Source organism: Halomonas maura, from assembly GCF_030409305.1.
Lineage (GTDB): Bacteria > Pseudomonadota > Gammaproteobacteria > Pseudomonadales > Halomonadaceae > Halomonas > Halomonas maura.
On sequence record NZ_JAUFPQ010000013.1, the window covers coordinates 357,585 to 376,377 of the forward strand.

At 70.6% G+C, this 18,793-nt stretch carries 19 protein-coding genes; 12 read left to right on the forward strand and 7 right to left on the reverse strand.

From position 1 onward, the window contains the following. The first annotated feature begins 3 nt into the window (after nucleotides 1-3). The 4 genes from QWY76_RS08580 to QWY76_RS08595 all read left to right on the forward strand — a co-directional run bounded on the left by QWY76_RS08580 (nucleotide 4) and on the right by QWY76_RS08595 (nucleotide 5,296). A complete protein-coding gene (locus QWY76_RS08580) occupies nucleotides 4-798 on the forward strand; it encodes an aspartate dehydrogenase (RefSeq protein WP_290310717.1) in 795 nt (264 codons plus the stop codon). A 15-nt stretch (nucleotides 799-813) separates the two neighbouring features. Beyond that, nucleotides 814-2,280 carry an aldehyde dehydrogenase gene (locus QWY76_RS08585; protein WP_290310718.1) on the forward strand — a complete coding sequence of 489 codons (1,467 nt, stop codon included), beginning with the start codon at nucleotides 814-816 and terminating at the stop codon, nucleotides 2,278-2,280. A 28-nt stretch (nucleotides 2,281-2,308) separates the two neighbouring features. Further along, the gene (locus QWY76_RS08590; RefSeq protein WP_353960397.1) at nucleotides 2,309-3,943 is read left to right on the forward strand and encodes a thiamine pyrophosphate-binding protein; all 1,635 of its coding nucleotides are present in this window, start codon (nucleotides 2,309-2,311) and stop codon (nucleotides 3,941-3,943) included. Between the two features lie 138 nt (nucleotides 3,944-4,081). Then, on the forward strand, nucleotides 4,082-5,296 hold the full coding sequence (locus QWY76_RS08595; protein WP_290310719.1) for a DcaP family trimeric outer membrane transporter: 1,215 nt from the start codon (nucleotides 4,082-4,084) through the stop codon (nucleotides 5,294-5,296). A 220-nt stretch (nucleotides 5,297-5,516) separates the two neighbouring features. On the opposite strand, the gene glnK is transcribed toward QWY76_RS08595, so the two are convergent. From glnK to QWY76_RS08610, 3 genes are all read right to left on the reverse strand, one after another. Then, nucleotides 5,517-5,855, reverse strand: coding sequence for a P-II family nitrogen regulator (gene glnK / locus QWY76_RS08600; protein WP_183383023.1), 339 nt, complete (start codon nucleotides 5,853-5,855; stop codon nucleotides 5,517-5,519). A 142-nt stretch (nucleotides 5,856-5,997) separates the two neighbouring features. After that, nucleotides 5,998-7,317 carry an ammonium transporter gene (locus QWY76_RS08605; RefSeq protein WP_290310720.1) on the reverse strand — a complete coding sequence of 440 codons (1,320 nt, stop codon included), beginning with the start codon at nucleotides 7,315-7,317 and terminating at the stop codon, nucleotides 5,998-6,000. 37 nt (nucleotides 7,318-7,354) lie between these two features. Next, nucleotides 7,355-7,693 carry a P-II family nitrogen regulator gene (locus QWY76_RS08610; RefSeq protein ID WP_290310721.1) on the reverse strand — a complete coding sequence of 113 codons (339 nt, stop codon included), beginning with the start codon at nucleotides 7,691-7,693 and terminating at the stop codon, nucleotides 7,355-7,357. A gap of 296 nt (nucleotides 7,694-7,989) precedes the next feature. Here QWY76_RS08610 and QWY76_RS08615 point away from each other — a divergent pair, with 296 nt between their 5' ends. Both QWY76_RS08615 and QWY76_RS08620 read left to right on the forward strand, forming a co-directional pair. Then, nucleotides 7,990-8,355 carry an accessory factor UbiK family protein gene (locus QWY76_RS08615; RefSeq protein WP_290310722.1) on the forward strand — a complete coding sequence of 122 codons (366 nt, stop codon included), beginning with the start codon at nucleotides 7,990-7,992 and terminating at the stop codon, nucleotides 8,353-8,355. Nucleotides 8,356-8,419: 64 nt separating this feature from the next. Continuing rightward, entirely contained in the window at nucleotides 8,420-9,925 is a 1,506-nt protein-coding gene (locus QWY76_RS08620; RefSeq protein ID WP_290310723.1) for a YifB family Mg chelatase-like AAA ATPase, read from the forward strand. Nucleotides 9,926-9,940: 15 nt separating this feature from the next. Here QWY76_RS08620 and QWY76_RS08625 read toward each other — a convergent pair whose 3' ends face one another. Together QWY76_RS08625 and QWY76_RS08630 are read right to left on the reverse strand one after the other, a co-directional pair. After that, nucleotides 9,941-10,435 carry a hypothetical protein gene (locus QWY76_RS08625; RefSeq protein ID WP_290310724.1) on the reverse strand — a complete coding sequence of 165 codons (495 nt, stop codon included), beginning with the start codon at nucleotides 10,433-10,435 and terminating at the stop codon, nucleotides 9,941-9,943. Next, nucleotides 10,432-11,424, reverse strand: a complete 993-nt coding sequence (locus QWY76_RS08630; RefSeq protein WP_290310725.1) for an alpha/beta hydrolase — start codon at nucleotides 11,422-11,424, stop codon at nucleotides 10,432-10,434. Before QWY76_RS08630 ends, QWY76_RS08625 begins: the two co-directional genes overlap by 4 nt. Nucleotides 11,425-11,665: 241 nt before the next feature. Here QWY76_RS08630 and QWY76_RS08635 point away from each other — a divergent pair, with 241 nt between their 5' ends. After that, nucleotides 11,666-13,852, forward strand: a complete 2,187-nt coding sequence (locus QWY76_RS08635) for a malate synthase G (RefSeq protein WP_290310726.1) — start codon at nucleotides 11,666-11,668, stop codon at nucleotides 13,850-13,852. A gap of 144 nt (nucleotides 13,853-13,996) precedes the next feature. Then, nucleotides 13,997-14,410 (forward strand): PaaI family thioesterase, encoded by a 414-nt coding sequence (locus tag QWY76_RS08640; RefSeq protein WP_290310728.1) that lies wholly within the window; start codon nucleotides 13,997-13,999, stop codon nucleotides 14,408-14,410. On the opposite strand, the gene QWY76_RS08645 is transcribed toward QWY76_RS08640, so the two are convergent. Further along, nucleotides 14,386-14,778 (reverse strand): DUF423 domain-containing protein, encoded by a 393-nt coding sequence (locus QWY76_RS08645; RefSeq protein WP_290310729.1) that lies wholly within the window; start codon nucleotides 14,776-14,778, stop codon nucleotides 14,386-14,388. The genes QWY76_RS08640 and QWY76_RS08645 overlap by 25 nt on opposite strands. A 95-nt stretch (nucleotides 14,779-14,873) precedes the next feature. On the opposite strand from QWY76_RS08645, the gene thiS reads away from it, so the two are divergent. From thiS to trmB, 3 genes are read left to right on the forward strand one after another with little or no spacing between them, the layout of a single operon-like run. After that, nucleotides 14,874-15,074, forward strand: a complete 201-nt coding sequence (gene thiS / locus QWY76_RS08650) for a sulfur carrier protein ThiS (protein ID WP_183383013.1) — start codon at nucleotides 14,874-14,876, stop codon at nucleotides 15,072-15,074. A gap of 48 nt (nucleotides 15,075-15,122) precedes the next feature. Further along, nucleotides 15,123-15,920 (forward strand): thiazole synthase, encoded by a 798-nt coding sequence (locus tag QWY76_RS08655; protein WP_290310730.1) that lies wholly within the window; start codon nucleotides 15,123-15,125, stop codon nucleotides 15,918-15,920. Nucleotides 15,921-15,948: 28 nt separating this feature from the next. Beyond that, entirely contained in the window at nucleotides 15,949-16,704 is a 756-nt protein-coding gene (trmB, locus tag QWY76_RS08660; protein WP_290310732.1) for a tRNA (guanosine(46)-N7)-methyltransferase TrmB, read from the forward strand. Here the strand turns inward: trmB and QWY76_RS08665 are convergent. Beyond that, nucleotides 16,631-17,692, reverse strand: coding sequence for a DMT family transporter (locus QWY76_RS08665; RefSeq protein WP_290310733.1), 1,062 nt, complete (start codon nucleotides 17,690-17,692; stop codon nucleotides 16,631-16,633). The genes trmB and QWY76_RS08665 overlap by 74 nt on opposite strands. A gap of 92 nt (nucleotides 17,693-17,784) precedes the next feature. On the opposite strand from QWY76_RS08665, the gene QWY76_RS08670 reads away from it, so the two are divergent. Then, on the forward strand, nucleotides 17,785-18,669 hold the full coding sequence (locus tag QWY76_RS08670; RefSeq protein ID WP_290310734.1) for a LysR substrate-binding domain-containing protein: 885 nt from the start codon (nucleotides 17,785-17,787) through the stop codon (nucleotides 18,667-18,669). Nucleotides 18,670-18,793 lie beyond the last annotated feature (124 nt).

Below are 18,793 nucleotides of genomic sequence, written 5' to 3' on the forward strand. Positions count from 1 at the left end.
CCGATGACGAAACGACTGATGATGATCGGCTACGGCGCCATGGGCAGCGAGGTGCATCGCCTGCTCCCCCAGGGCATGGAGCTCGCCTGGGTGGTGGTGCCGGAAGCCCATGCCGCGGCGACCCGCGATCGCCTGGCCGGCCGCGCCGAGGTATTGACCGCCATCGAGGCGTGCGCCGAGTGTCCCGACCTGGTGGTGGAGTGCGCCGGCCAGACGGGCCTCGCCGAGCATGGCGAGGCCGTGCTGCGCCGTGGCCTGACCCTGGCGGTGGTGGCCACCGGTGCCCTGGCCGACGCGGCCCTGTATGAGCGGCTCGCCACCGCGGCCCGCGAGGGCGGTGGACGCATGCAACTGCTGTCCGGCGCCGTGGCCGGCATGGACGGCCTGGCGGCGGCCCGCGAGGGCGGCCTCGACGAGGTCACCTACGAGGCCTGCAAGGCCCCGCGCAGCTGGAAGGGCAGCCACGCCGAACAGCTCATCGACCTCGGCGCCGTCGCCGAGAAGACGGTGTTCTTCGCGGGCGATGCCGGCGAGGCCGCGCGGCTGTTCCCGGCCAATTCCAACGTCGCCGCCACCATCGCGTTGGCGGGGGTGGGCATGCGCGACACCCGGGTGCAGCTGATCGTCGACCCGGCGGCCACGCGCAACACCCACCGCCTCCATGCCAGGGGGCGCTTCGGCGAGTTCACCATCGAGCTCAACGGCCATCCCCTGGAAAGCAATCCCAAGACCTCGACCCTCGCCGCCCTCTCGGTGGTGCGCGCCTGTCGCCAGGTGCTCGAGCCGGTCTCGTTCTAAGCGGAGGTGTCCGAGATGACCCTGAAGATCTTCATCGCCGGCGAATGGCGCGAGGGCCGCGGCGACCCCATGGTGTCGCGCTTCCCCGCCGACGGTTCGGTGAACGCCGAGCTCAATGCCGCGAGCCTCGACGACGTCGAGGAGGCGATCGCCGCCGCCGACGCGGCCTGGCGCGCCCCGGCCTGGCGCGAGCGCCTGCCCCACGAGCGGGCCGAGGTGCTCTACCGCGTCAGCGAGCTGATCCGCGAGCGGGCCGCGGAGCTCGCCGCCCTGCAGACCCGTGACAACGGCAAACCGCTGGCCGAGGCCCGCGGCCTGGTGGCCAGCGCCGCCGGCACCGCGCGTTACTTCGCGGCGGCCTGCGAGACCCTGGAGGGCGAGCTGCCCACCCGGCGCAACGCCGACTTCCTGACTCTGAGCACCTATGAGCCGCTCGGGGTGATCGCCGCCATCACGCCCTGGAACTCGCCGATCGCCAGCGAGATGCAGAAGGTCGCCCCGGCCCTGGCCGGCGGCAACGCCGTGGTGCTCAAGCCCGCCGAGGCCACCCCGCTGATGGCCCTCAAGCTCGCCGAGCTGTTCGAGGAGGCGGGGCTGCCCATGGGGCTGCTCAGCGTGCTGCCGGGCCGCGGCAGCGTGATCGGCGAGGCCATCGCGCGCCACCCCAGGGTGCGCAAGATCTCCTTCACCGGCGGCACCAACACCGGCCGCCACCTGGCCCATGTGGCCGCCGACAAGCTGATCGCGACCTCCCTGGAGCTGGGCGGCAAGTCGCCGACGATCATCCGCGAGGACGCCGACCTGGAGCAGGCGGTCAAGGGCGTGGCCTACGGCATCTTCAGCTCCGCCGGCCAGGCCTGCATCGCCGGCTCGCGGCTGTTCATCCACCGCCGCCGCTACGACGAGGCCATGGCCCGGCTCGAGACCATCGCCCGCGAGCTGCGCGTCGGCCACCCCGAGACCCCCGGCGTGCACCTGGGGCCGCTGATCAGCGAGGCGCACCGCGACGGCGTGGCGGCCTACGTCGAGCGGGCACGCGAGGAGGGCGGCCGCATCCGCTGTGGCGGTGCGATCCCCACCGAGGGCGAGCTGGCCGCGGGCAGCTTCTACCCGCCGACCCTGATCGACGGCCTGCCCCACGACAGCGCGGTCTGCCAGGAGGAGATCTTCGGCCCGGTGCTGGTGGCGCTGCCCTACGACGACGAGGACGAGCTGGTGGGCCAGGCCAACGACAACGTCTACGGCCTGGCGGCCGGCATCTGGAGCGCCGACTACCGCCGCGCCCTGCGTCTCGCCGACCGGCTCGAGGCCGGCACGGTGTGGATCAACACCTACAAGAAGTTCGCCATCTCGACGCCCTTCGGCGGCTACAAGGAGAGCGGCCTGGGCCGCGAGAAGGGCCGCCAGGGCATCCAGGCCTACATGCAGCAGAAGAGCCTGTACCTGGGCCTCGAGCACGACCCCATGAACTGGTGCGACTGAGCGCCCACGGTCACAGAGGATTAGCATCATGACGACCATCACCGTGGGCGAAGCCGTCGCCCGCACCCTGGAAGCCTACGCCGTCTCGGCCGTGTACGGCGTGATCTCCATCCACAACCTGCCGATCGCCGACGCCATCGGCCAGCGCGAGCGGGTGCGCTTCGTGCCCTCACGCGGCGAGGCCGGCGCCGTGACCATGGCCGACGGCCATACCCGGGTGGGCGGCCTCGGCGTGGCCCTGACCAGCACCGGCGCCGGGGCCGGCAATGCCGTGGGCGCCATGCTCGAGGCGCTCAACGCCGGCACGCCGCTGCTGCACATCACCGGCCAGGTCGAGAAGGCCTACCTGGATCGCGACGCCGGTTTCATCCACGAGACCCGCGACCAGATGGGCTTCCTCGAGGCCTGCTCCAAGCGTGCCTACCGCGCCTGTACCCCCGAGCAGGTGGTGCCGCTGCTGCACCGCGCCATCCAGGAGGCGATGACCCTGCCGCGGGGCCCGGTGAGCCTGGAGATCCCCATCGACATCCAGGCCAGCCGGGTCGAGTGGGTCGAGACCGCCCCGGCGGTCCCCGCGGCCCCGGCCCGCGTCAGTGAGGCCGAGGTCGACGCCCTGGCCGAGCGCGTGCTGGCCGCCGAGCGCCCGGTGCTGTGGATCGGTGGCGGCTGCCTGGAGGCGAGTGAGGCCGTGCGCCGCCTGGCCGATGTCGGCATTCCGGTGGTCTCCAGCACCCATGCCCGCGGCGTGCTGCCCGACAGCCACCCGCGCAGCCTGCGCGCCTTCCACAGTGCCCCGGCGGTGGAGGAGCTGTTCGCCAGCAGTGACCTGATGCTGGTGGCCGGCTCGCGGCTGCGCAGCAACGAGACCCGCACCTTCTCGGTGGCGCTGCCGCGTCCGCTGGTGCAGATCGACGTCGACCCGGCCGCGGCCCACCGCAACTATCAGGCCGACGCCTTCCTGTGCGGCGAGTGCGGCGACGTGCTCTCGCGCCTGGCCGATCGCCTGGAGGACAAGCGCGAGCCCGATGCCGAGGTCGACCGCGATGTTGCCCGTGCCGTGCAGGCCGCCGAGCGGGCGCTGCGCGACCAGGTAGGCGAATACGCCAAGCTCTGCGACGCGGTGCACGAGTCGCTGCCCGTTGACGGCATCTTCGTGCGCGACATCACGGTCTCCGGCAGCACCTGGGGCAGCCGACTGCTGCCCAGCGAGCGCCCGCTGACCAACATCCACTCGCTGGCCGGCGCCATCGGCCAGGGCCTGGCCACCGGCATCGGCTGCGCCGTGGGCGCACAGGGTCGGAAGGTGGTCACCCTGGTCGGCGACGGCGGCCTGATGCTGATGGTCGGCGAGCTGGCGACGCTGGCCCAGGAAGGCCTGGACATGACCCTGGTGGTGATGAACGACGGCGGCTACGGGGTGATGCGCGGCATCCAGGACAAGTACTTCGAGGGTCGCCAGTACTACAACGACCTGCTCACGCCGGACTTCCAGGCCATGGCCGATGCCCTGGGCCTGCCGCGCTGGAAGGTTGGCTCCGGCGACGACTTCGCCGGCGTGCTGGCCGAGGCCGTGGGTAGTGCCGGCCCGGCGGTGGTCGAGGTGGACATGGCCAGCGTCGGCCCGCTCGAGTTCGCCGGCCCGCCGCAGAAGTCCCTCTACTGATGCCCGCCGTCACCGGCTCGCCGGTGACGTCTCATCTCACTGCCGAAGGAGGAGACGCCAGGGATCATCGAGAGAACCCGAACGAAAAAAACAATCCTTTGCCTTCCGTTTCATAACAACGAATCAAGAGAGACCCCTATGCAAGCCAAGAAGACCCTGATGCTGGCCCTGCTGCCGGCAGGCATCCTTGCGGCCCAGAGTTCCTCGGCCTTCGACGTGGTCGAGGCGGGGCAGCCCGTCGTCACCGGCGAGCCGAGCCGCGTGGGCGCGCCCTGGAACCACCGCAGCACCTTCAATATCCCGGGTACCAACACCGATGTGGCCTTCGGTGGCTACATCAAGTTCGACGCCATCTACGATTTCGACTACGACCTGGGCGATTCCACTGACCCGCTGGCGGCCGCCAGCGAGAGCAACGCCACCGATGGTCGGACGACCTTCACCGCCAGTGAATCGCGGCTGAACTTCCGCACCCAGACCCGGTTCGGCGACGAGATGCTGCGCACCTACTTCGAAGGGCACTTCCTGCCCGACGAGAAGTTCAACCTGCGACACGCCTATGGCGAGTACAATGGCTTCCTGGCCGGCCAGACCTGGACCAACTTCATGCACTTCCTGGGCACGCCGCGCATCCTCAAGCTGGGCGGCCCCATCGGGTACGCCACTGGGCGTCCCGAGCAGGTGCGCTACTCTCACCAAGCGGGGGCGAATACCTTTGCGGTGGCTCTGGAGAACCCCGAGTCCTCGATCTCCGACCTGGGGGCGGGCGGCACCGTCGACGAGAACTTCGAGGTGCCCGATCTGACCCTGCGCTACCAATACAAGCGCCACTTCGGTATCTCCGGGGTGGTGCGCCAGTTCACCACCGAGTCCGCCGTGAGTGGGCAGGACGAGAGCGCCACCGGCTTCGGCATGGCCGCCCAGGGGGCCTTGCCGCTGGGCGGCCGCACCACCCTCAAGGGCAACCTGATGGTGGGTAGCGGCCTGGGCAGCTACCTGGATTATGTGCCCCCTGCCGGCGCTCAGTATCGGGCTCCGGATGCCTTCCTGGCGGCCGATGGCTCACTGGAGGCCGTCGACCTGCAGAGCTACGGCATCTCCCTGGATCACCGCTGGAACGCCGACTGGTCGAGCTCCATCGGCACTTCTCTGGTCAACCAAGACCTGCCGGACGATGCCCCGGCCCTGCAGGGCATGACCGACACAGTGCAGTTCTCCCATGTCAACCTGATCTGGGACGTCAACGATCGCCTGACGGTAGGGGCCGAGTACCAGTTTATCGACCTCGAGAAGGTCAGCGGCGAGGAGGTGGACGCCAGCCGCGTGATGGCCAGCGCCCAGTTCCACTTCTGAGCGGTAGCGGAGGCCGCCACGGCGGCTCCGCCTTTGACCCAGCTTGTTGCAAGCCATATGGCTTGAACTCGCCGGCCTTCGGGCCGGCATTTTTGTCCTCATGACGACCTCGGCCGGTCGCTGTCGCGACCGGCCGAGGGCAGGGTGATACTGGCTTAGAGCTTAGAGCTTAGAGCTTAGAGCTTAGAGCTTAGAGCTTAGAGCTTAGAGCTTAGAGCTGTCAGACCGCGTCCTTGTCGGTCTCGCCGGTCCGGATGCGAATGACCTGCTCCAGGGCGGTGACGAAGATCTTGCCGTCGCCGATCTTGCCGGTATTGGCCACCTGGGTGATGGCATCGATCACCTGTTCGGCCATCGACTCATCCACGGCCACCTCGAGCTTCACCTTGGGCAGGAAGTCGACCACGTACTCGGCGCCGCGGTAGAGCTCGGTGTGGCCCTTCTGGCGCCCGAAGCCCTTGACCTCGGTCACGGTGATGCCCTGGACGCCGATCTCGGAGAGCGATTCGCGTACGTCGTCGAGCTTGAACGGCTTGATGATGGCGGTCACCAGTTTCATGGTCATGTCCTCGCGTTGTCCGTATCCGATGGCGTGTGCGCCATCCCTGTCGGGGGTCATTGTGACAGAGCATACACCCCCTGCGGGAGGAAAAAAAAATGGCCCCGCGAGGGGGCCATCGTGACGCCTGCTGCCATCGGTGTCATTCGGCGCGTGGACTCATCTGCGCCTGGCCCAGGCCTTCGGCCCGGCTGCGGCCGGCGCCACCACCGTGCACCTTGGAGACGGTGAACTCGGGGTAGGCCTCGAGACCGCACTCGGCCAGGTCGACGCCCTCGTATTCCTCTTCCTCGCTGACCCGGACGCCCATCACGGCCTTGATGATCAGCCACACCACCAGGCTGGCGAGGAACACCCAGGCGAAGATGCCGAGGATGCCGATGATCTGGGCACCGAAGGAGGCCCCGTCGTTGGAGAGCGGCACCGCGAGCACCCCCCAGATGCCGGCCACGCCGTGGGCGGAGATGGCACCGACCGGATCGTCGAGCTTGAGCTTGTCGAGGCCGACGATGGAGACCACCACCAGCAGGCCGCCGATGGCGCCGATCAGGGTGGCACCCAGGGCGCTGGGCGACAGCGGGTCGGCGGTGATGGACACCAGCCCGGCGATGGCGCCGTTGAGGGCCATGGTCAGGTCGGCCTTGCGGAACCACAGCTTGGCCAGGATCAGCGCGGCGATCACCCCGCCGGCGGCGGCGGCGTTGGTGTTCACCAGCACCTGGGCCATGTTGTTGGCCGAGCTGACGTCTGACACCTTCAGCTCGGAGCCGCCGTTGAAGCCGAACCAGCCCATCCACAGGATGAAGGTGCCGAGGGTGGCCAGCGGCAGGTTGGCGCCGGGGATGGCGAAGATGCTGCCATCCTTGCCGTACTTGCCCTTGCGCGGTCCGAGCACCAGCACGCCGGCGAGCGCCGCGGCCGCCCCGGCCAGGTGCACGATACCGGAGCCGGCATAGTCGGAGAAGCCGAGCTCGGCCAGCCAGCCGCCGCCCCAGGTCCAGTAGCCGGAGACCGGATAGATGACCCCGGTCATCACCACGGCGAAGGCCAGGAAGGCCCACAGCCTCATGCGCTCGGCCACGGCCCCGGAGACGATGGACATGGCGGTGGCCACGAACACGACCTGGAAGAAGAAGTCGGCACGCATGGAGTAGTAGGGCGCGTCATCGCCGCCGGCGGTCACCGCCTCCACGGTATTCTCGCCGCCCAGCAGGAAGCCCAGGTTGGGCAGGATGCCGCCCGCGGAGCTGGAGTACATCAGGTAGTAGCCCAGCAGCAGGTACATGGTGCAGGCGATGGCGAACAGCGCGATGTTCTTGGTCAGGATCTCGGCGGTATTCTTGGAACGCACCAGGCCGGCCTCGAGCATCGAGAAGCCGGCGGCCATCCACATCACCAGGACGCCACAGATCAGGAAGTAGAAGGTATCGAGTGCGTAGCTCAGCTCGGTCAACTCAGTCATGACGGTCACTCCTCATGAAAGGGGCAGGGCGGTCGGGTCAGACGGCGTCGCCGCCGCGCTCGCCGGTGCGGATGCGGATGACGTCTTCCAGGGGAGTGACGAACACCTTGCCGTCGCCGATCTTGCCGCTGTTGGCCGCGGTGCAGATCGCATCCAGCACGATGTCGAGTCGCCCGTCGTCCACGGCGACCTCGATCTTGACCTTGGGCAGGAAGTCGACCACGTATTCGGCGCCGCGATAGAGCTCGGTGTGGCCCTTCTGGCGGCCGAAGCCCTTCACTTCGGTGACGGTGATGCCCTGCACGCCGTTATCGGCGAGCGCCTCGCGCACGTCGTCGAGCTTGAATGGCTTGATGATGGCGGTGATCAGCTTCATCCCTAATCTCCCCTGCAGGTAATGAGAGCGGCATGGTGCCGCACGGTGCATGTCCTGCAATCCTTGCTTAATCCATGCCAATGCCCGGATTAAAATCGCCAATTCATGGAGTTGGAGAAATAATGAAGGGAGCGGTCACGCCGGTCCTGGGGCGGTGGGGGCGCGGTGATGCACCGTCTTGGTGCCGACCCGCGGCGAGGCTGCGCCATTAAGAAGCGAGTGTGGGGGAATGCGCACCACGAGCGCCTTGCGTATCCTGTCAGACAGCCATCCCATCATCGTTCAGGAGAGACACCATGGTCAGCCAAGATCGCATCAGTCGACTGGCTCAGCAGATCGGCGAGCGCCTGCAGGGCGCGTCCCAGGCCCCCGAGGAGGTGCAGAAGGGCATCCAGCAGGTCGTGCGGGGCGCCTTCGACCGCCTGGAGCTGGTGTCCCGGGAGGACTTCGACATCCTGATGGACGTGTTGCAGCGCACCCGTGGCCGGGTCGAGGCCCTGGAGAAGCAGGTCGCGGCCCTGGAGGAGGCGCTGGACACGCCCCGGCCGGCGGCCGAGCGTGAGGCGCCGGCGCCGGCGCCGGCGCCGGCGTCGGCCATCGAGGCCCCGGCCACCCCCGCCGCGCCCGGGGAGGATGCCGGCACCGGCGAGACCGGCCGCTGAACCCTCGAGCGGTCCCGCTGGCGCTGGTCTAGCCTGAGGGCAGACAACGCGCGAGGGACCGCCGATGACGCTGGCAATCATTCGCACCCGGGCCGGCCTCGGTCTCGACGCCCCCGAGGTCCTGGTGGAGGTGCATCTGGCCAATGGCCTGCCCGGCATCACCCTGGTCGGGCTGCCGGAGGCCGCGGTCAAGGAGAGCCGCGAGCGGGTGCGCAGTGCCCTGGTCAACGCCGGCTTCGACTTTCCCCTGCGACGCATCACCCTCAACCTGGCGCCCGCCGACCTGCCCAAGGACGGCGGGCGCTTCGACCTGCCCATCGCCCTGGGCCTGCTGGTGGCCTCCGGCCAGGTGCCCGCCGAGGCCCTCGAGGCCACCGAGTGCGTGGGCGAGCTGGCCCTGGACGGGGCGCTGCGGCCGGTGACCGGCGTGCTGCCCCTGGCCCTGGCGTCGCGCCGCGCCGGGCGCCGGCTGATCGTGCCCGTCGCCAACGCCGACGAGGCGGCGCTGGCCGGCGACCTCGAGGTGCTGCCCGCCGCCCACCTGCTCGAGGTGGTGGCCCACCTGCTGGGCCAGACGCCCATCCCCGCCCACCGGCTGGGGCGGCCAGCGATCAGCGAGGCCCCGGGGGCCGACCTGTGCGAGGTGCGCGGCCAGCACCAGGCGCGGCGGGCGCTGGAGGTGGCGGCGGCCGGGGGCCACAACCTGCTGTTCGCCGGCCCACCCGGCACCGGCAAGACCATGCTGGCCAGCCGGCTGCCCGGCATCCTGCCGCCGCTCGGCGAGGACGAGGCCCTCGAGGTGGCGGCGGTGCGCTCGGTGAGCGGCCTGCCGCTCACCGAACAGTGGGGCCGCCGTCCCTTCCGCGCGCCGCACCACACCGCCAGCGCGGTGGCCCTGGTCGGCGGCGGCTCGCGACCGCGGCCCGGGGAGATCTCGCTGGCCCACCACGGCGTGCTGTTCCTCGACGAGCTGCCGGAGTTCTCCCGCCAGGTGCTGGAGGTGATGCGCGAGCCCATGGAGTCCGGGTGGATCCACATCGCCCGGGCCAACCATCAGCGCAGCTATCCGGCGCGCTTCCAGCTGGTGGCGGCGATGAATCCCTGCCCCTGTGGCCACCTGGGCGATCCCCGCCAGGTCTGCCAGTGCACCGCGGCCCAGATCCAGCGCTATCAGGCGCGCCTGTCGGGACCGCTGCTGGATCGCATCGACCTGCAGGTGGAGGTGCCGGCGCTGCCGCCGGAGCAGTTGACCTCCCGGGCGGCGGGAGAGGACTCGGCGACGGTGCGGGCCCGGGTGCTGGCGGCCCGCGAGCGCCAGCGGGCCCGGGGCGCGCTCAATGCCCAGCTGGCGGGGGGCGACCTGGAGCGCGCCTGCGCCCTCGACGCCGGCGACCGGGCCTGGCTGGCCGGGGTGCTGGAGCGTCTCAAGCTTTCGGCACGGGCCTACCACCGGGTGCTGCGGGTGGCCTTGACCCTGGCCGACCTGGCCGGGCTGCCAAGCCCCGGTCGTGAGCAACTGATCGAGGCCATCGGCTATCGCCAGCTCGATAGGCTGCTCAGCGGCGGCTGAGGGCGGGGCTGTCACTCAGAGCGCGGAGGCGTCCAGGGCACCGTCGATGTGGGTCTCCCAGACGGCCGTCTCGCTGCCGGGGCGGCGTAGGGTCAGCCGCAGCCGGTAGGGCAGCAGCTGCCGGTCGGACAGCGTCAGGCGCGGGCCACTGGCCATCAGCCGGCTGTCCAGGCGCCACAGGTTGCGGCCGGCGCCCTCGGACAGGGCCGGTTGCCAGTCGAGGACCTGGGGCCCCCGGTCGATGCCGAGCAGGGCCCGGGTCAGGCTCTCGAGCAGGCGGGTGTCATCCACCTGGAGGTCGGGGTCGACCTCGGGCATGGCCAGCAGCAGGACCTGGTCGGCGGCGGGGCGGGGCAGGGGCGATGTCGTCTCCACCGTCTCGGCGGCCCGCTTGCCGAGGCCCAGTAGCGCCTGGCGTATGGTCTGGGGGGCGTCCGGGGCGTCCCAGGCGCCGGCGCAGCCGACGAGCAACAGGAGCAGCGGGAGCAGGAGCAGCAGGCGTCGGGTCATGGGGCCGAGCGTCTCCGGCGCGACGCCAGCGACGGCCGGTCGTCGCGATGGGGCTCGAGGCCGGCGATGAACCGTTCCAGCTCATTGAACAGCGTGCGACGAATCGGCTCGGCCTCGTTGACCAGGTGGTGTCGGGCCTCGGGGTGGCGGTGAACCACGGCGTTGGGAAACTTGCTCTCCAGCACCTCGAGATTCCACTCCCAGTCCACGGTCAGGTCCTGTTCGCCCTGCAGGATCAGGGTCGGCACCGGACTGGCCGGCAGCGACAGCAGCTGCGGCATCCAGCGCCGCATGGCGTCGACCCACTCCATGGCCAGGCGGTCCGGCTGCAGCGGGTCGCCCTCGCGCAGGAAGGTCGCGAAGTCGCGGTCCGTGGAATTGTCGCGGAAGCGGCGCGGGACCGAGCGGATGAAGGGCCCCACCAGGCGGTGCAACCAGCTCGACTGGGACCAGCCCCAGGGGCGCACCAGCGGAGCGAGCAGGGCCAGGCCGGCCCAATGGCCGTCGTCGCCCCGGCGCAGGGCGTCGGTGGCGAGTATCGCCGCGCCGGTACTCTGGCCGATGCCGAGCCAGGGCTGGGGCGCCAGGTCCCGGGAGGCCAGGTACTGCTGCAGGCTGCGCAGGCAGTCGCCGTAGTCGTCGAAGTCGCCGATGGAAGCCCGCGCGCCGCTCGACAGTCCGTGCCCCGGCAGGTCCCAGAGCACCACCCGCCAGCCGCGATCGAGCAGGCACTCGAGCAGGTGACGGTAGAGCCCCAGGTGGTCATAGTAGCCGTGCACCACGAAGGCCGTGCCGATGGCGGCCGGCGGGCTCCACACCTGGGTCCAGAGGCGGAAGCCGTGAGCGTCCACGTAGCCCACGTAGAGCCCCACATGCTCGGCCAGCAGCGGCGCCAGGCCGTAGTGGCCGAGATAGCGCACGAGATCCTGGCCGGCCCGGTCGGCCGGAGCAATCGGGCCTAGGGCCTGTAGGGGGCTGAAATCGCTCATCGAATCCTCCGCAATGACTACTCATGCTAGCGTCTTGCCGAGAGCGGAACCACTGTTCATTAATGTCGGGAGTCAGACTACCGACTCTCGTCTTTTGGTCTACCCTGCGGGGGATGTCCGCCAGCTTCGGGTTTACATGTGGAAGCAATTTCCACAAAATTGTCATTGCGCAGTCACCTTTCCCTGTCCGGCTGTTCGGTGCCAGGGGGCGCCGGATCGCCACGCATAGGAGAACGCCCCCATGACCCAACGCATCACCCGCCACCGTCTCCAGGTGGCCGCCGAGCTGGACCGTTTCATCAACGAGCAGGCCCTGCCGGGCACCGGAGTCGACCCCGACGACTTCTGGCGCGGCGTGGACGCCCTGTTTCATGATCTGACACCGAACAACAGCGAACTGCTCGCCGAGCGCGATCGCCTGCAGGGCGAGCTCGACACCTGGCACCGCGAGAACCCGGGCCCGATCCGTGACATGTCGGCCTACCGCGGCTTCCTCGAGCGGGTCGGCTACCTCGAGCAGGCGCCCGCCAGGGTCGAGGTCACCACCACCGAGGTCGACCGCGAGATCGCCGTGCAGGCCGGCCCGCAGCTGGTGGTGCCGGTCAACAATGCCCGCTATGCCCTGAACGCCGCCAATGCCCGCTGGGGCAGTCTCTATGATGCCCTCTACGGCACCGACGCCATCGCCGAGGACGGCGGCGCCGAGAAGGGCGATAGCTTCAATCCCAAGCGTGCGGAGAAGGTCATCGCCTACGCCCGAGGCGTGCTCGACCGTGCCGCGCCGCTGGCGACCGGCTCGCACCGCGAGGCGGTGAAGTACACCCTGCGTGACGGCCATCTCATGGTGACCCTTGAGGGCGGTCGCGAGACCGGCCTCAAGGCGCCCGGCAAGCTGGTCGGCTACCAGGGCGAGGCCGCCGCGCCCTCCGCCATCCTGCTGGTCAACCATGGCCTGCACCTGGAGATCCAGGTCGATGCCGGGCATCCCATCGGCAAGACCGATCCGGCGGGGGTCAAGGACGTGGTCGTCGAGGCGGCGCTGACCGCCATCATGGACTGCGAGGACTCCGTGGCCGCGGTGGACGCCGAGGACAAGGTCGGGGTCTATGCCAACTGGCTGGGCCTGATGAAGGGCGACCTCGAGGAGCAGATCGAGAAGGGCGGCAAGTCGTTCACCCGTCGCCTGCACGGCGACCGCACCTGGACCGACCCCCAGGGCGGCGAGGTGACCCTGCCGGGCCGCGCCCTGCTGTTCGTGCGCAACGTCGGCCACCTGATGACCACCCCGGCGGTGCTCGATGCCGAGGGCAACGAGCTGCCGGAGGGCATCCTCGATGGTATCGTCACCAGCCTGATCGCCCTGCATGACCTGCAGAAGGGCGCGGGGCAGCCGCGCAACTCCCGCCAGGGCTCGGTGTACATCGTCAAGCCGAAGATGCACGGCCCGCGGGAAGTGGCCTTCGCCAACGAGCTGTTCGGCCGCGTCGAGGACCTGCTGGGCATGACTCGGGATACCCTCAAGATGGGCATCATGGACGAGGAACGCCGTACCTCGGTGAACCTCAAGGCCTGCATCAACGAGGCGACCTCCCGGGTGGTGTTCATCAACACCGGCTTCCTCGATCGCACCGGCGACGAGATGCACACCGCCATGGAAGCCGGGCCGATGATCCGCAAGGGCGACATGAAGAACAGCGCCTGGATCGGTGCCTACGAGCGCAGCAACGTCCAGGTCGGCCTGGCCTGCGGCCTGCGCGGCCACGCCCAGATCGGCAAGGGCATGTGGGCCATGCCGGACCTGATGGCCGCCATGCTGGAGCAGAAGATCGGCCACCCCAAGGCCGGTGCCAACACCGCCTGGGTGCCGTCCCCCACCGCCGCCACCCTGCACGCCCTGCACTATCACCAGGTCGACGTGGCCGAGGTGCAGCGCGAACTGGAGACCCAGGGCGAGCAGGCCCTGCGTGAAGGGCTCCTCGACGCCCTGCTCAGCGTGCCGGTGGCCGAGCATCCGGCCTGGTCCGACGAGGAGATCCAGCAGGAGCTCGACAACAACTGCCAGGGCATCCTCGGCTACGTGGTGCGCTGGGTCGAGCACGGCGTGGGCTGCTCCAAGGTGCCTGACATCCATGACGTGGGGCTGATGGAGGACCGCGCCACCCTGCGCATCTCCAGCCAGCACGTGGCCAACTGGCTGCACCATGGGGTGGTGGATGCCGAGCGGGTCCGGGCGACCCTGGAGCGCATGGCCAGGGTGGTCGACCAGCAGAACGCCGGGGATCCGGACTACACGCCGATGAGCGCCGACTTCTCGGCCTCCCACGCCTTCCAGGCCGCCTCGGACCTGATCTTCAAGGGGCTCGAGCAGCCCGCCGGCTACACCGAGCCGCTGCTGCATCACTGGCGCGCGGTGCACAAGGCGAAATAATCGCGGGCGGGCTGTGGGTGGCGGGCCGCGAGTCGAGGGATATCCCGATGCTCGTGGCTCGTGGCTCGTGGCTCGTGGCGACTGTGCGCGGCCGGCCTGCTGGGCTATCTTGGGGCCATCGTCCACTGCCGCAGGGAGCGCCCCATGACCGTGATGACCGCCGCCGCCATCGAGGACTTCCTCGACGAGGTCTTTCCCCAGCGCGCCGGCACCATCGAGGGCATCGACGAGATGCGGGCCACCATGAGCCTGGCCATCGAGGACGAGCACCTGCGTCCCGGCGCCAGCGTCTCCGGTCCCACCCTGATGGGGCTCGCCGATGTCTGCCTCTATGTGGCGATCCTGGCCCAGGTCGGTCCCGAGCCGATGGCGGTGACCAGCGACCTGCACTGTCGCTTCCTGCGCCGCCCGCGGGGCGACCGCGACATCATCGCCAACGCCCACCTGCTCAAGCTGGGGCGGCGCCTGGCGGTGGGCGAGGTCCAGCTGTTCTCCGCCGGTGACGAGGCGCCGGTGGCCCTGGTCACGGCGACCTATGTGCTGCCGGACGGCGACTGAGCCCGGCCAACCGTCGCGGCCAGCGCCAGCCAGCCGCCGATCAGCAGCACGCCGCCCAGCGGCGTGACCAGGCCGAGCCGCCCCGGCCCCGACAGGGCCAGGGCATACAGCGAGCCCGAGAACATCAGCATGCCCGTCGCCCACAGCCCCAGCACCAGATGCTGCCCGGGGCGCGGGCAGGCGCTGCGCCAGGCCAGCAGGCCGAGCATCGCCAGGGTGTGCCAGGCCTGGTAGCGCACCCCGGTCTCCACGGCCGCCACCAGCCGCGGGGCCAGGCTGCCCTCCAGGGCATGGGCGCCGAAGGCGCCGGCCATCACCATCAGGGCGCCGGACAGCGCCGTCGCCAGCCACCAGGCTCGGTCCTGCATCACGGTCTCCTGCGATCGTCTCGCGGTTACCGTACCCGGCCCGGCCCCGAGGCGCTACAATATGGGCCCGCGAATCCGCAGCCCCGGAGAGAGCCATGCAGATCCAGCTCAATGGCGAGGCCCGCACCCTGGAGGCCGATGCCTCGGTGGCCCGGCTGGTCGAGTCCCTCGGCCTGACCGGCCGCCGCATCGCCGTGGAGGTCAACGAGGAGATCGTGCCCAGGAGCGTCCACGCCGAGACGCGCCTGGCCGAGGGTGACCGGGTCGAGATCGTCCATGCCATCGGTGGCGGCTGACGCGCCGAGGCGGCCCCGCGAACCAGGATCCACAGGAGCACGACAACCATGACCGACTTCTTCCAGGACGCGCCGCTGCGCATCGCCGGCCGTGACTTCACCTCGCGCCTGCTGGTGGGCACCGGCAAGTACCGCGACTTCGACGAGACCGCCGAGGCCATCGCCGCCAGCGGTGCCGAGGTGGTGACCTTCGCGGTGCGGCGCACCAACCTGGGGCAGGACGCCGCGGCGCCGAACCTGCTCGACGTCGTCTCGCCGCAGCGCTACACCCTGCTGCCCAACACCGCGGGCTGCTACACGGCCAAGGATGCGGTGCGGACCTGCCGGCTGGCCCGCGAGCTCCTCGACGGCCACAACCTGGTCAAGCTCGAGGTGCTGGGCGACGACACCACCCTCTATCCCAACGTGGTGGAGACCCTGGCCGCCGCCGAGACGCTGGTCAACGACGGCTTCGAGGTGATGGTCTACACCAGCGACGACCCCATCGTCGCCCGCGAACTGGAGCGCCTGGGCTGTTGCGCCGTGATGCCGCTGGGCTCGCTGATCGGCTCCGGCCACGGCATCCAGAACCCCCACAACATTCGCCTGATCATCGAGCAGGCCGGCGTGCCGGTGCTGGTGGATGCGGGCATCGGCACCGCCTCCGAGGCGGCCCTGGCCATGGAGCTGGGCTGCGACGGCGTGCTGATGAACTCCGCCATCGCCCATGCCCGACAGCCGCTGCTGATGGCCAGCGCCATGCGGCAGGCCGTCCAGGCCGGCCGCGAGGCCTTCCTGGCCGGGCGCATGCCGCGCCGCCAGAGCGCCGAGCCGTCCTCGCCGCTGGCCGGCCGCATCAACGCCTGACGCCTTGTCCCCTGACCCACGAGACCCGATGCCGCGCATGAACGCACCGCACCACGACGACACCGCCTCGACCACCGGCCCGGAAGGGCCCGACGCCCCGCTGCATCGCCGGGGCATCAAGAGCTATGTGCTGCGCGCCGGGCGCATGACCGTCGCCCAGACCCGGGGCCTCGAGGAGGTCTGGCCGCGGCTGGGGCTGACGCTCGCCGACGGCCGCCAGGACCTCGATGCCCTCTTCGGTCGCCAGGCGCCCCGGGTGGTGGAGATCGGCTTCGGCATGGGCGCCTCGCTGATCGAGCAGGCCGAGACCCATCCCGATACCGACTTCATCGGCATCGAGGTGCACGCCCCCGGGGTCGGCAAGCTGCTCGACGAGGCCGACAAGCGCGGCCTGACCAACCTGCGCGTCTATCGCGAGGACGCCCTGGCGGTGCTCGAGCGCTGCCTGCCCGAGGCCAGCCTCGATACCCTGCAGCTGTTCTTCCCCGATCCCTGGCCGAAGAAGAAGCACCACAAGCGGCGCATCGTCCAGCCGGCCTTCGTCGCCCTGGTGCGTACCCGGCTCAAGCCCGGCGGCACCCTGCACATGGCCACCGACTGGGAGGCCTACGCCGAGTGGATGGCCGAGGTGATGGACGAGGCCCCGGGCTATGCCAACACCGCCTCGCCGCAGACCACCCCCTACGTGCCGCGTCCCGCCTTTCGCCCCCTCACCAAGTTCGAGGCCCGCGGCGAGCGGCTGGGACACGGGGTCTGGGATCTGATCTACCGCCGCGTCGACTGATCGGGCTGGCGGTGTCGGCGTGCCCGCCGGCGCCGCGCCCGCGGGACCGGCCGGCGACCAGGGCGGCCCCGGCGCCGAGCAGGCCCAGTGCCATGCCGACGGCGCCGAGCCCGCCCGGCCACTCCCCGAACAGCAGCGCCGTCCAGCCCAGGGTCACCGCCGGGGTCAGGGCGACCAGCGCGGCGCTGCGGCTCACCCCGAAACGGCGCAGGCTCTCGAGGAAGAAGCCGTAGCCGCCGAAGGTGGCGAGCAGGATCAGCCAGGCCAGCGCCGTCAGCGAGTCCGGGGTGAGGGGCGGCGGCGCCGGCCAGCCCGGCTGGCGCACCACGGCGGCCAGCCAGAACACGCCCGTCGCCGCCGCCAGCTGGACGGTCAGCCGCGCCTCCATGCCCAGGCCCGCCGGCCGCCGGGCACCCATCACGCTGCCCAGGGTCACGGCTGCGACCGCCAGCAGCGGCAGGCCGTAGGCCCAGGCCGGCGCGCCGCCCACGCCCTGCAGGTCATCCAGCACGCTCAGCCCGGCCCCCAGGGTCGCCACCGACATGCCCAGCCACTGGGCCGGGCGCGTGCGCTCGCCCAGCCACCAGCCGGCCAGGGTGGTGGCCGCCAGCGGCTGCAGCGCGCCGATCAGCGCCGCCACGCCGGCGCTGACGCCGGCCTCCACCGCCAGCAGCATGGCCAGCAGGTAGGCGCCCACCGTCAGGCTGCCGACCAGGGCCTCGCGGGCCAGGGCGCGGGGCGACAGCCCCGGCCCCCGGCGCCGGCTGGCGCACAGCGCCCACCAGAGGCCCGCCAGCAGGGTGGCCAGCGCGAAGCGCCAGGCATAGAGCGACAGCGGCGGCGTGTCGACGGCCACGGCGAGGCGGCTGCCCACGAAGCCGCTGCTCCAGCACAGCACGAAGCCGGCGGCCACGGCGAGACCGGCCAGGGGCGCGGCGCCCGACCGCGGCCAAGCGTAGTGTGACGACAGGTGAGTGAAGGCTCGCATGGCACCCCCCGGGGCATCCGCTGACTTGTGGGGAGAGTCTGGGGCGCCTAGAGTCTTTCGGGAATCGAAACTTTTTTCAGCGAGCGTTCAATATGGCTGAAGCCTCTTCGGACACCCTGGACCTGGAGGCCCTGCGCAGCTTCGTGGCGGTGGCACGGCTCGGCTCCCTGGCCGCGGCCGCCGAGCAGCGCCATCGCACGGTCAGTGCCCTGAGCATGCAGATCAAGCGGCTCGAGACGCGGCTGGACACGCGCCTGTTGCTGCGGGGCCCCCGGGGCATGACGCCCACGGCCGCCGGCGAGCTGCTGCTCGGCGAGGCCCGGGAGCTGCTGCGCCACCATGACGGCCTGGTGGCCCGGCTCAGCGGCCGGGGCCTGAGTGGCCGGGTGCGCTTCGGCCTGCCGGAGGACTATGCCAGCCGCTTGGTGGGGCGGCTGCTGCCGGACTTCCTGGCCCGCCACCCCGACGTGGTGCTGGAGGCGGTGACCGCCACCAGCGGCGACCTGGCGAGGCGACTGCAGCGGGGCGAGCTGTCGCTGATCGTGGCCCTGGACCGCCCGCATCGGCTGGTCGGTGGCGAGGCGTTGTGGCGCACCACGCCGGTCTGGGCGGGGGCGCGGGAACTGGCCCTGGCGCCCGACCAGCCGCTGCCGCTGGCCCTGCACCCGGTGGACTGCCCCTACCGCCAGCTGGGGGTCGAGGCCCTGGAGGCCATCGGTCGCCCCTGGCACGCGGTGTTCACCAGCACCAGCATCCATGCGCTGGAGACGGCCGTGGAGGCCGGGCTGGCCGTGAGCATCCTCGAGCGGGACCGGTTGACGCCGGCCATGCGCGAGCTGGGCGAGGCCGAGGGCCTGCCGTCCCTGCCGGCCTGCGAGGCCCAGCTGCACTACGGGCGACAGGTGACCGCCGCTTCCTGGCCGGCGGTGGAGGCGCTGGGCGAGCTGCTGAAGCAGCGCCTGGGGCGGCGCGAGTGAGGAAAAAAGAAAGCCGCCCCGGAGGGCGGCGAAAAGACCGTGACTAGCAATGAGGAGGAGAAACCGGGACAGGGACTGGCATGACCCCTGACCGGGATGGCGCCTCATCAACGCCATGTGCCAA